General features: G+C 70.3%; 13 protein-coding genes. 8 read left to right on the forward strand and 5 right to left on the reverse strand.

From position 1 onward, the window contains the following. Positions 1–60: 60 nt before the first annotated feature. Together ACQKIP_RS12010 and ACQKIP_RS12015 are read right to left on the reverse strand one after the other, a co-directional pair. Positions 61–708, reverse strand: a complete 648-nt coding sequence (locus ACQKIP_RS12010) for an ABC transporter permease (RefSeq protein ID WP_365857997.1) — start codon at positions 706–708, stop codon at positions 61–63. Positions 709–837: 129 nt separating this feature from the next. Then, complete coding sequence (locus ACQKIP_RS12015; protein ID WP_361186698.1) at positions 838–1,308, reverse strand: Lrp/AsnC family transcriptional regulator; 471 nt, start codon at positions 1,306–1,308, stop codon at positions 838–840. Between the two features lie 133 nt (positions 1,309–1,441). Between ACQKIP_RS12015 and hppD the strand changes: the two genes are divergently transcribed. The 4 genes from hppD to nthA are packed head-to-tail and all read left to right on the forward strand — an operon-like array spanning position 1,442 to position 3,793. Continuing rightward, positions 1,442–2,611, forward strand: coding sequence for a 4-hydroxyphenylpyruvate dioxygenase (gene hppD / locus ACQKIP_RS12020; RefSeq protein ID WP_365857310.1), 1,170 nt, complete (start codon positions 1,442–1,444; stop codon positions 2,609–2,611). A gap of 33 nt (positions 2,612–2,644) precedes the next feature. Continuing rightward, the gene (locus ACQKIP_RS12025; protein WP_365857312.1) at positions 2,645–2,926 is read left to right on the forward strand and encodes a hypothetical protein; all 282 of its coding nucleotides are present in this window, start codon (positions 2,645–2,647) and stop codon (positions 2,924–2,926) included. Further along, positions 2,919–3,206: an SH3-like domain-containing protein gene (locus tag ACQKIP_RS12030; protein ID WP_365857314.1), complete on the forward strand. Its 288-nt coding sequence runs from the start codon at positions 2,919–2,921 to the stop codon at positions 3,204–3,206. The genes ACQKIP_RS12025 and ACQKIP_RS12030 overlap by 8 nt, the downstream gene beginning before the upstream one ends. Further along, entirely contained in the window at positions 3,206–3,793 is a 588-nt protein-coding gene (gene nthA, locus ACQKIP_RS12035) for a nitrile hydratase subunit alpha (RefSeq protein ID WP_365857317.1), read from the forward strand. Before ACQKIP_RS12030 ends, nthA begins: the two co-directional genes overlap by 1 nt. Before the next feature lie 17 nt (positions 3,794–3,810). Here the strand turns inward: nthA and ACQKIP_RS12040 are convergent, their stop codons facing one another. Beyond that, positions 3,811–5,376 (reverse strand): tetratricopeptide repeat protein, encoded by a 1,566-nt coding sequence (locus ACQKIP_RS12040; RefSeq protein WP_365857319.1) that lies wholly within the window; start codon positions 5,374–5,376, stop codon positions 3,811–3,813. A 98-nt stretch (positions 5,377–5,474) separates the two neighbouring features. Between ACQKIP_RS12040 and ACQKIP_RS12045 the strand changes: the two genes are divergently transcribed. Next, positions 5,475–6,854 (forward strand): FAD-binding oxidoreductase, encoded by a 1,380-nt coding sequence (locus tag ACQKIP_RS12045; protein WP_365857321.1) that lies wholly within the window; start codon positions 5,475–5,477, stop codon positions 6,852–6,854. 29 nt (positions 6,855–6,883) lie between these two features. On the opposite strand, the gene ACQKIP_RS12050 is transcribed toward ACQKIP_RS12045, so the two are convergent. Beyond that, complete coding sequence (locus ACQKIP_RS12050) at positions 6,884–7,363, reverse strand: SsgA family sporulation/cell division regulator (protein WP_365857323.1); 480 nt, start codon at positions 7,361–7,363, stop codon at positions 6,884–6,886. A 232-nt stretch (positions 7,364–7,595) separates the two neighbouring features. Here ACQKIP_RS12050 and ACQKIP_RS12055 point away from each other — a divergent pair, with 232 nt between their 5' ends. Further along, the gene (locus ACQKIP_RS12055; RefSeq protein ID WP_365857325.1) at positions 7,596–9,170 is read left to right on the forward strand and encodes an RDD family protein; all 1,575 of its coding nucleotides are present in this window, start codon (positions 7,596–7,598) and stop codon (positions 9,168–9,170) included. Positions 9,171–9,329: 159 nt separating this feature from the next. Continuing rightward, positions 9,330–9,995 carry an RDD family protein gene (locus ACQKIP_RS12060; protein WP_365857327.1) on the forward strand — a complete coding sequence of 222 codons (666 nt, stop codon included), beginning with the start codon at positions 9,330–9,332 and terminating at the stop codon, positions 9,993–9,995. Between the two features lie 78 nt (positions 9,996–10,073). Here the strand turns inward: ACQKIP_RS12060 and ACQKIP_RS12065 are convergent, their stop codons facing one another. After that, a complete protein-coding gene (locus ACQKIP_RS12065; protein ID WP_365857999.1) occupies positions 10,074–10,385 on the reverse strand; it encodes a hypothetical protein in 312 nt (103 codons plus the stop codon). Positions 10,386–10,860: 475 nt separating this feature from the next. Between ACQKIP_RS12065 and ACQKIP_RS12070 the strand changes: the two genes are divergently transcribed. After that, positions 10,861–11,657 (forward strand): immune inhibitor A domain-containing protein (locus ACQKIP_RS12070; protein WP_427742915.1); only part of this gene is annotated, 797 nt, incomplete at its 3' end.

Consider the following 11,657-nt stretch of genomic DNA (forward strand, 5'->3'; position numbering starts at 1 on the left):
GTGGCGTCCGGGGCCGCCGCGCCCTCGGCCGTCGCCCCGTCGGTGGAAGTCGCGGTGGTCTCAGACACGGATCCCCCTCGGGATGGTCAGCCGGCCGATCAGGATGTACGCGGCGTCGAAGAGCAGGGCCAGGACGATGATCCCGAGCGTGCCCGCGAGTACCTGGTTGAGCGCGTTCTTGCTGCCGAGCGAGCCGATGCCGCGGAAGATTTCGTTGCCCAGGCCCGGTCCGGACGCGTACGCGGCGATGGCCGCGATGCCCATCAGCATCTGCGTGGAGACGCGGATGCCGGTCAGGATCGGCGGCCAGGCGAGCGGCAGCTCCACCCGCAGGAGGCGGGCGCTCCGCGACATCCCGATGCCCTTGGCCGCGTCGACCAGGGAGGGATCGACGCCGCGCAGGCCGACGATGGCGTTGCGCACGATGGGGAGCAGGCCGTAGAGGGTCAGGGCGATGACCGTCGGGGCGACACCGAGGCCGACGACGGGGATCAGCAGGCCGATCATGGCGAGCGAGGGGACCGTGAGGATGGTGGAGGTCGCGGTCGTGGCCAGGCTGCCCGCCCATTCGCTGCGGTACGTGATGATGCCGATCAGTACTCCGATGACGGTCGCCACGACCATGCACTGGAAGACTGCGCTTGCGTGCTGGTAGGCATCCGTCAGCAACTGCTGGTGGCGGTTGCCGAGGTAGTCCCAGAAGTTCACTGAACTGCTCACCTCGTCCAGGCGCGGTTCAGACGGCGCCGGGAGTCTCCCGCCGCCCGCGTGCTGCGTACGTAGTGGGGCCGTACCGCTCCGTGTCCGTCCGGCCGTCCGTTCTCCTACCTACCCGCATCAGGTGCCCTCTGACGCCTGTTCGACCAGCGGGATGATCCGCAGCGGAACGGGGTTCTCCATGACGATCGCCGTGGAGGCCCGGACGATGCCATCAAAACCCAGGACGCGGTCGATCACACGTTGGAGATCCGCGTTCGAACGGGCGACGAGCCGGCAGAGCATGTCTCCGTGGCCGGTGATGGTGTGCAGTTCGAGCACTTCGGCGACGGTCGCCAAATGCGCCCGTACGTCGGCGCCCTGGCCCTGTTTGATCTCCAGCGTGGCGAAGGCGGTGACGGGATAGCCGAGGGCGGCGGGGTCGACCTCGGGGCCGAAGCCCCGGATGACTCCGTTCGACTGAAGACGGTCCATCCGGGCCTGCACGGTCCCGCGTGCGACGCCGAGCCGGCGCGACGCCTCCAGGACACCGATACGGGGCTCGCGGGCGAGCAGCACGATGAGCCTGCCGTCCAGATGATCGATCGTCATGGGGTGTTCTTCTCCGCTTCAGAGGTGGTCATCGTGTACAGATGGTCCGCTCACTCTGCCCTGTGGCTGTGCAGATTGCCCACTGAGTACGCAAACTATTGCGCACCTTGCGATACGGCGGGAGCCTGCGGGCATGGCAGCTACCGCGAACACCCAGGACACGTCGGCCCTCTCCGGCACCCCCCGCACCGCGCGCGATGCCGATCCCTTCCCGGTCAAGGGCATGGATGCGGTCGTCTTCGCCGTGGGCAACGCCAAACAGGCGGCGCACTACTACTCCACGGCGTTCGGCATGAAACTCGTGGCGTACGCCGGTCCGGAGACGGGCAGCCGCGAGACCGCGACGTACGTCCTCACCAACGGCGGCGCCCGCTTCGTCTTCACCTCCGTCATCAAGGCCTCCACCGACTGGGGCCACTTCGTCGAGGGCCACGTCGCCGAGCACGGCGACGGCGTCGTCGACCTCGCCATCGAGGTGCCGGACGCCCGCGCCGCCTATGCGTACGCCGTCGAACAGGGCGCCCGCGGCCTCACCGAGCCCTACGAGGTCAAGGACGAGCACGGCACGGTCGTCCTCGCCGCCATCGCCACGTACGGCAAGACCCGCCACACGCTGGTCGACCGCACCGGCTACGACGGCCCCTACCTGCCCGGCTACTCCGCCGCGTCCCCGATCGTGGAGCCGCCCGCCAAGCGGACCTTCCAGGCGATCGACCACTGCGTCGGCAACGTCGAACTCGGCAAGATGAACGAGTGGGTCGCCTTCTACAACAAGGTCATGGGCTTCACGAACATGAAGGAGTTCGTGGGCGACGACATCGCGACCGAGTACAGCGCGCTGATGTCGAAGGTGGTCGCGGACGGCACCCTCAAGGTGAAGTTCCCGATCAACGAGCCCGCCATCGCCAAGAAGAAGTCCCAGATCGACGAGTACCTGGAGTTCTACGGCGGCGCGGGCGTCCAGCACATCGCGCTCGCCACGAACGACATCGTGGAGACCGTACGCACCATGCGCGCGGCCGGCGTCCAGTTCCTCGACACCCCCGACTCGTACTACGACACCCTGGGCGAGTGGGCCGGTGAGACCCGCGTCCCCGTCGAGACCCTGCGCGAGCTGAAGATCCTGGTCGACCGAGACGAGGACGGCTACCTGCTCCAGATCTTCACCAAGCCGGTCCAGGACCGCCCGACGGTCTTCTTCGAGATGATCGAGCGGCACGGCTCGATGGGCTTCGGCAAGGGCAACTTCAAGGCCCTCTTCGAGGCGATCGAGCGCGAGCAGGAGAAGAGGGGCAACCTCTAGGACGCCCCGGGGATCGCTGGCTAGAGTGCGCGCATGGCCAGGATCAACGACGTCGGAGGGATGACGGGCTTCGGGCCCGTCGACACCACCGACGACACCGAACCCTTCCACGCGGACTGGGAGGCGCGGGTCTTCGCGCTCAACAGTGCGCTGGTGCGCGAAGGCGTCTACAACCTGGACGAGTTCAGGGACGCAGTGGAGACGATGCCGCCGGGGGAGTACCTGGCGGCGTCGTACTACGAGCGGTGGTTCCACGCGATCCGCGTGCTGCTCGAACGCAAGGGCGTGCTGGCGGCGGGTGAGCTGGATGACTGACCGGTTCGCCGCGGGCGCCCGCGTCCGCACCCTCCACCACGACCCGACGCACCACACCCGCCTGCCCCGGTACGCCAGGGGCAAGCGGGGCGTGGTGGTCGAACCCGAAGGCCGCCACCCGCTGGCGGACGTCCGCTCGCAGGGGCGGGGCGACGCGCCCCTGGAGCAGGTGTACGCGGTGCGGTTCGCCGCGCGGGAGCTGTGGGGCGAAGGTGACCACGGGGTGGTGCTCGACCTGTGGGAGAGCTATCTGGAGCCGGAAGCGGAGGGCCGCCACTGATGTCCGGTACGCACGCGGATGCGGCGATCTCCCGCCAAGTACGCAAGCTGGAAGCCCTGTTGGAGGAGCGCGGGATCGTCGCCGGGGCAGCTCTCGACGAGGCACTCGACGCGTTCCTCGCCGGATCGTCCCCGCTGAACGGGGCCCGGATCGTGGCCAGGGCGTGGACGAACCCCGCGTTCAGGGAACGCCTGCTCGCGGACGGCACGTCGGCGGTGGCCGAACTCGGTTACGCGGCGGGCGGGGTCCAGCCGCAGCGCCTCCGGGTCGTGGAGAACACCGACGGCACCCACAACATCGTCGTCTGCACCCTCTGCTCCTGCTATCCGGTGCGGCTGCTCGGCCCTTCGCCCAGCTGGTACAAGAGCGAGGCCTACCGGTCGCGCGTGGTGCGCGAACCGCGGGCCGTCCTCGCGGAGTTCGGCTGCCTCCTGCCAGACGGCACGGAGATCACCGTCTGGGACTCCAGCGCGGAGACCCGCTACCTGGTCCTGCCCCGCCGCCCCGAGGGCACGGAAGACCTGACGGAGCAGGCTCTCACCGACCTGGTCACGCGCAACGCCCTGATCGGCACGGCGACGCTGTAACCGCGGGGGGAGCGGCGTCAGCTCTGCTGCGTGGGCGTGGGTGTGGGGGTGGGCTTCGGTTTCGGCTTGGGCTTCGGCTTCGGGGTCGGAATGGGGTCGGGGGTCGATCCCGGAGGCGCGTACATCTGCTCCGGGCCGCCGTCCGGCGGCTCGCCCAGGGACTCCATGGCCTCCTTGGCGGCCGGGACGAGCAGCGGGGAGAAGTACGGGTTGATGCGCAGCGCCTCGCCGATGTGCCGCCGCGCCGCCCCGTACTTGCCGATCTCCCGCTCGATCTCACCCCGGTGGTAGGAGAGCAGCGCGTTGATCGGCCCCTTCTCCGTCGCCCGCGTCGCGAACTTCAGGCCCTCCTTGCTCTCACCTGCCCGGTGCAGCGCCCAGCCGAGGGCGTCCGCCACCTCCGGGCTGGGGTGGCGCTTGAACTCCGCCCGCAGGCGGTCCACCGCGGCCTCCGGGTCCCCGTGGTCCGCCTCGTACAGGCCGAGGATCCGTTCGTCGTTGACGCCGTTGACCCCTTCCTGCTTCACGCGGGCCCGCAGCACGTCGTACTGCGCCCGTGACGCGGGGGCGAGCCGCAGCGACTCGTACAGCTCGCCGAGGGCCAGGGCGTACTCCGGATTGGGCTGCCTTCTCAGCGCGTTCTGATAGGAACGCAGCGCGTCCGCCGTACGGCCCAGAGCGGCCAGCGCCCGGCCCTTCGCGGCGAGGGAAGGGTGGTGGTCGGGGTCCGAGAGCAGCGCCGCGTCGTAGTAGCGCAGCGCCTCCGCGGGCTCGCCCCGCTCCCACGACAGCTCGCCCACCCGGTACAGGCAGGCCGCCTTCTGCGCGGGGCCCTGCGCGAGCACCGCCGCGTCCATCAGCGCCGTCGCCGCATCCTCGCGCCAGCCGCGGTCCCGGTAGACCTGCCCGGACCTGGCCTTCACCGCGGCGCCCGAGTGCAACTCCTTGAGCGTCTCCAGGGCCTTCTCCACGCCCTTCGCGTCGCCGAGGCCGCCGTACGCCTCGATCAGGACGGGATACGCCGTCCACCGCTTCGGCGCCAGGGCGACCGCGGCCTCGCCCCACTTCTTCGCCCCGCGGAAGTCGTGCCGCGCGTTGGCGAGCGCCGCCATGCCCGTCAGGGCCTGCGTGTTCCGCTGCGGCCTGGTCTTCAGGGACGTGCGCAGCGCCCGTTCGGCCCTGGGGTAGTACGCGGAGTCCGCGGTGCGCAGGCCACGCTCGACGTAGGCGGCCCCGAGCACCGCCCACGACTCGTCGTCACCGGGGTGCTTGCGCAGATGCGCCTCCCGCTTCCCGATGAGCACCGTGAGATCGGGCAGCGCCGCGGGAGCCCCGGCACCCGCCGCCGCCATCGCCCGCCCGGCGGGCCCGGGAGCGGGCGGCGCCGCCTTCTCCTCCGGGGGCATCAGGACCAGCACACCGCCGAGCACCACACACCCGGCTACCCCGGCGATCAGGGCGCGCCGCAGGAGAGCGGACCGGCGCGGACTCCGTGACGGCTCGCTCCAGAGGCAGGGCGCGGTCACGTCCTCGGTGGTCACGTCCTTCTCGGTCTTCGGCCCGGACCGGCTCTCGATCTCCATGGCCTTCACTGTGCGTCAATACGAAGAGCACATCCCGGCATGCGGACCGGCGTCGCACACGGGTTCACACCGATGGCCCCGGGTGCGAGGCTGTGATCATGAGCCGCACACTCATCGAACTCCTCTGTGTCGGTAGCGAGGGCCTCCCCGCCGACGCCGTCCTCACGGACCCCGACGTCACGTCCTCGTACGCGAACGACATGGCGAGCTTCTGCGACGCGGGCACCCCGGCCGTCGTCGTCCTGCCGCGCACCGTCGAGCAGGTCCAGCACGTCATGCGCACGGCGACCGAGCTACGGCTTCCGGTGGTCCCGCAGGGCGCCCGCACGGGCCTCTCGGGCGGCGCGAACGCCAGCGAGGGCTGCATCGTGCTCTCCCTGGTCAAGATGGACCGCATCCTGGAGATCAACCCCGTCGACCGGATCGCGGTCGTCGAACCCGGCGTCGTCAACGCCGCGCTCTCCCGCGCCGTGAACGAACACGGTCTCTACTACCCGCCGGACCCCTCCAGTTGGGAGACCTGCACCATCGGCGGGAACATCGGCACGGCCTCGGGCGGCCTGTGCTGCGTGAAGTACGGCGTGACGGCGGAGTACGTACTCGGCCTCGACGTCGTCCTCGCCGACGGACGGCTCATGAGCACCGGACGGCGCACCGCCAAGGGCGTCGCGGGCTATGACCTCACGCGCCTCTTCGTCGGCTCCGAGGGCAGCCTCGGCATCGTCGTGCGCGCGACCCTCGCCCTGAAGCCGCAGCCGCCGCAGCAGCTCGTCCTGGCCGCGGAGTTCGGCTCGGCGCAGGCGGCCTGCGACGCCGTATGCAAGATCATGGAAGGGGGGCACGTCCCCTCACTCCTTGAACTGATGGACCGTACGACCATCAGGGCCGTCAACGCCCTGGCCCACATGGGCCTCCCGGAGACCACCGAAGCGCTGCTCCTCGCCGCCTTCGACACCTCGGACCCCGCCGCGGACCTCGCGGCGGTCGGCGCGCTCTGCGAGGCCGCGGGCGCGACCCAGGTGGTTCCGGCCGAGGACGCGGCGGAGTCCGAACTCCTGCTCCAGGCACGGCGGTTGTCGCTCACCGCGCTCGAAGCGGTCAAGGGCACGACGATGATCGACGACGTGTGCGTGCCGCGCTCCAAGCTCGCCGACATGCTCGAAGGCGTCGAGCGCATCGCCGAGAAGTACGGCCTCACCATCGGCGTCTGCGCCCACGCGGGCGACGGCAACACCCACCCCACCGTCTGCTTCGACGCGGCGGACGCAGACGAGGGCCGCCGAGCCCGCGAGTCCTTCGACGAGATCATGGCGCTCGGCCTGGAACTCGGCGGCACGATCACCGGCGAGCACGGCGTGGGCGTCCTCAAGAAGGAGTGGCTCGCCCGCGAGATCGGCCCGGTGGGCGTGGAGATGCAGCGCGCCATCAAGACCGCCTTCGACCCGCTCTCCCTCCTCAATCCCGGCAAGCTGTTCTGACCTCGCGCATGCCCCCGTGGCGGCGCGGTTCACTCACCGTCCTTGGACTCGTCCGAGGGCCACGGGTCGCGCAGCCAGAGCTCGTCGATGCGGCCCGTGGACGCCATGAGCAGCTCGGCGAGGCCGTCGTCGATGCCGAGCCGCTCAGCCTCGGAACCCGGAGGGACCACCCGCAGCGTGCGCTCGAGCCAGGCGGACACGGCGGGCGACGGCGCCTCCAGAAGGGCGTCACCGTCGGGTGAGGTCAGCGCCATCAGAACGACGCTGCGCCCGTCGACCTTCGTGGGCCAGACCCGGACGTCGCCGTGCCCGCAGGGCCTGAACACCCCCTCGACCAGGAGCTCGCGGGCGAACGTCCAGTCCACGGGGTGGTCGGAGCCGATGTGGAAGGAGATGTGGACGGCGTAGGGGTCGTCGGTGCGGTAGCTGAGGCGGGCCGGGACGGGGACGGCGCGTTCCGGCGAGAGGACGAGTTTGAGCTCAAGCTCGCGTTCCACCACGGTGTGCATGTCGGTGCTGTTCCTTCCTCGTTCGGATCCCTGGAGCGGGTCCGTGCAAGGAGAGAGCGCGCCGGCGGCGAAGCGTTACGCGGGTTGCGGAAACTTTCTCCGTACGAGTTCGGTACGTGGTTGAACTGTGCCCGGATAGTGGTCTGTGGGGCAGGACCCGCACTGTGAGGCGCGGAGGTCTGATAGATGTGGAGCCTCAAAAAGACCCCCGAGCAGATACGGGACGACGGACATGAGCGCCCCAACTCCGGCCCCAGGCGACGACAGGCCCCGCGAAGGCTACTACCCCGATCCGTCCATTCCCGGATATGTCCGGTACTGGAACGGCGCGGCCTGGGTGCCCGGAACCAGCCGTCCCGCACCGACCGACGGGGAATCGCTGCCCGCGCCTCCCGGGTCCGGGTCCGCGCCTGTGCCGGGGCCCGTTTCCGCGTCCGGACCTGCGGCTGCCCCGGTGTCTGCGTCCGCCTCCGCGGCGGAGGAGACGGGGCCGCACTTCTTCGACGAGGATCCGGCGCCGTCGCAGGCGCCGTCCGATCCCGGGGCGGGCGGGGCGGTTGATGCCGGTGCCGCGCAGCACGGGACCCGGCCCGAACCGGCCTCCGCGTGGCAAGCGGACGCTGCCCGGCAGGCGGGGCTCGGCGGCGAACAGGAGCAGCGAATTTCTTGGGGCGGGCCCGAGCAGCGGGGTGCCTCGCGGTCGGCGGACCCGCGGGTGCCGAGTGCGCCGACGTCCGGGGACGCCGCTCCTTCCCCCTCTTCCCCCTCTTCTCCTTCCTCCACTCCCGCTCCGGAGTCGAACGGACCCGGCACGGTGCAGATCCGTGCGATCAAGCCGGGTGGCTCGGGCGGCGCCAGTACGCCACCGCAGCAGCAGCCCTCGACGGACGGCACGGTGACGTTCCGCAGGCCCTCGGGTCCGGTACGGCCCGCGGCGGCCTCGCCGGGCACGTCGGTCACGCCCGGCACCGAAGGCACCATGGCGATCCGGGCGCTCCGTCCGAAGTCTTCCGGTGCGGCTGCGTCCGGCACGGGGGCGCAGACCCCGGCGCCTGCGCAGACCGCCGTGCCGCCGCAGGCCGCCGCGCCCGCCCCTGCGCCGGCACCCGCGCCCGCCCCTGCGCCCGCCCCCACCCCCGTACAGCCGTCCGTTCCGCAGCAGGGCGGTGCGACTTCGCCCGTGACCTCGGGGCCCGGCGGCGGCTCGCCCTCGTGGGCGCAGCAGGTGCACCAGCTCGCCGAGGGGGACGGGCAGCAGCAGCCCGTCACGCCGTGGAAGCCGGTGGCCAACGACCCGTTCCTCGCCATGGCGCAGAACCAGGCGTCGGCGCGGCCCGCGGGGCTCGGCAAGCGGTTCGCGGCGCGGCTCATCGACACGCTCGTCCTGGTGGCCGTGACCGGCGCGGCGGCGCTGCCGCTGGGCACGAAGGCCGCCGATCACATCGACAGCAAGATCGACGCGGCGAAGCTGTCCGGCGAGAAGGTCACCGTGTGGCTGCTCGACGGCACCACGGCTGGCTATCTGGGGATGGTCCTGGCCGTGCTGCTCCTCTTCGGCGTCCTCTACGAAGTCCTGCCCACGGCCAAGTGGGGGCGGACGCTGGGCAAGAGGGTGCTCGGGCTTCAGGTGCGGGACATGGAGGAGCATGACGCGCCGTCGTTCGGGGCGGCGCTCAAGCGGTGGCTCGTCTATGTGGTGCCGGGGGTCCTGGTGATCGGGGTCGTCGGCGTCGTGTGGTGCGTGTTCGACCGCCCGTGGCGCCAGTGCTGGCACGACAAGGCCGCGGGAACGTTCGTAGCCGGTTGATTCTGGCCCCTGGGCGCCGTCCATCACCGGCTCCGCCGAGTTCGTCCTCGAACGCCGGACGGGCTGAAAGCCCCGGTCCGTCCGGCGTTCGAGGACGTGTTTAACCCGGACAGCCGCTCCGCGGATGCGCCCCCGGCGCCCCCGCGGTCGACTCGGCCCATGAGTACCGAACCGCCGCAATACCCGCCGCCCCCGGACGACAACGACCCCTTCAGGAAGCAGCCCCCGCCGGACAGCGGCGGCTCCCCGTACGGCACGCCCCCGCCGCCCCCGCCGTACGGAGGCGAAGGAGGGGGTCCCTACGGAGGCGGAGGAGGGGGTCCCTACGGCGGAGGCGGCGGGGATCCCTACGGGGGAGCCGGGGATCCGCTGGCCGGCATGCCGCCGCTGGCGGAGAGCGGCAAGCGCGTGCTCGCCCGCATCCTCGACATGATCATCGTCGGTGTGGTGGTCTGGCTGCTCTCGTGGGGCTTCGGCACGAACGAGTTCGACGTCGACCCGGACAAGGTCCAGTACGGCAAGAGCTTCGGGCAGTCCCTGCTCGCCGCCGTGCTCTACATCGCGTACGACAGCTTCATGATCTCCAGGACGGGCCAGACCCTGGGCAAGAAGTGGCTGGGGCTGCGGGTCGCGAACCTCAACGACGGGGCGACGCCCACCCTGCAGACCGCGCTCGTCCGCGCGGCCGTCCTCTGGCTGCCGTTCGCCTTCTGCTGCGCCTGCATCTGGACGGCGATCTGCGGCGGCTGGAGCTTCTTCGACAAGCCCTACAAGCAGGGCCTGCACGACAAGGCCGCCAAGACGGTGGTGGTCAGCACCGGCTGACGACACCGGACACGGCCACCGCGGCGGCAAGAGGTGCGGCGGCAGAACGAAGCGGCAGACCAGGCGGGCCCGTGATCCTTACGGGCCCGCCGGCTCGCGTACGGACTCGGCAAGGACGGGCGCGGCGGCCCGCTGGACCGGAACGCGCTCTTCGGCGGTCCTGGCGGCGGGGGCGACCCGTGCGGCAGGTGAGGCCGCGGGTTCGGACTCGCGTTGGGCCGCCGGTTGGGGAACCGTCATGGCCACGAGTAACCCGAGGCCGAGCGCGGCGACTGCTATCACCGCGACACCGACCCCCGAACTCGTCTGGGAGAGCAGCAGCATGGCGAGCGTCGAGAAGATGACCGTCAGAGTGCCGTAGGTGATCTGAGCGGGGGTGGGACGAGGCAGCGGCATGGGACGAGGCATGGCGTAATCCGTCCTCGGGACAGCGGATGCGGGGGTGGTCGTGCCCAATGTGAAGCTGTGTATACGAATCAAAGGGTGCCCGGCTGCGACGACTTGGGATTGTCGCCACGCGCCAGGACGCACCGACGAATGACTCTAATCCGCTGCATGCCCGTCGGGAACAGGCAGTAAGCGTGACCTAACCCACGGTGCGGCAGCAAAGGGGGCGCACTGGTTCATGATGTCCAGCAAGTGGACGGTGAGACGCGCCTGTTGACCATGCCGACGGGCGGGCGCATACGTCCGAATAACGGATCTCCAGATCTGCATAGTGCACTTGGCCTGTTCAAGTCAAGGTCTGTCTTTTCTCCCGTATCTCCGGTCGAATGTCGTCACTTGTGACGCGTATCGCGCGCGGACCTCCTCCGACCGGGACCTCGGCCCGCCTTCGCGCGGACGCGGGGGAGGACATCATCAAGTGACAGTCAGCAGACGGACGTTCAGAGCCACCGCGGCCGCCGTGGCAATGGCCGCGGCAGCCGCCACGTTCTCGGCAGCCACCGCATCGGCCGAGGACAGTGGGTCCACCGGGGCTCCCGCCATCGACCGGCAGGACCCGGGCAGGGCCAAGGCGCAGGTCGACCACGACCTCGACGGGCCTTTCAGCAAGCAGCAGGCGCAGCAGCGCAAGGCGGCGCTCCAGCAGGTCGTCGCGGGCGACGCCAAGGTGCAAAAGCGCGGCGGCTCCCAGGTCGTGAAGCTCGACGACAAGAAGTACGTCGAGCTCGGCCGGGAGAAGACCGACAAGATCTTCACGATCCTGGTGGAGTTCGGGGACAAGGTGGACGACACCACCATGTACGACCCCGACGGCGCGGACGGCCCCGAGCCGCCCGTCAAGAAGTACGGCGGCAAGCCCGGTCCGGCGCACAACAAGATAGCGAAGCCGGACCGTGCGAAGGACAACAGCACGGCCTGGCAGAAGGACTACAACCAGAAGCACTTCCAGGACCTGTACTTCGGTGAGGGCAAGGACTCCAAGGGCAAGCAGAAGGAGTCCCTGAAGACCTACTACGAGAAGACCTCCTCCGGCCGTTACTCGGTCGACGGCGAGGTCTCCGACTGGGTCAAGGTCGACTACAACGAGGCGCGGTACGGCTCCAACTACTGCGGCGACACCAACTGCCCCAACGTCTGGGACGCGGTCAAGGACGGCGTGACCGCCTGGACCAAGGACCAGAAGGCACAGGGCCGCACGGACGCCCAGATCAAGGC

It is taken from the genome of Streptomyces sp. NPDC059900, from assembly GCF_050270335.1.
Taxonomy (GTDB): Bacteria; Actinomycetota; Actinomycetes; order Streptomycetales; family Streptomycetaceae; genus Streptomyces.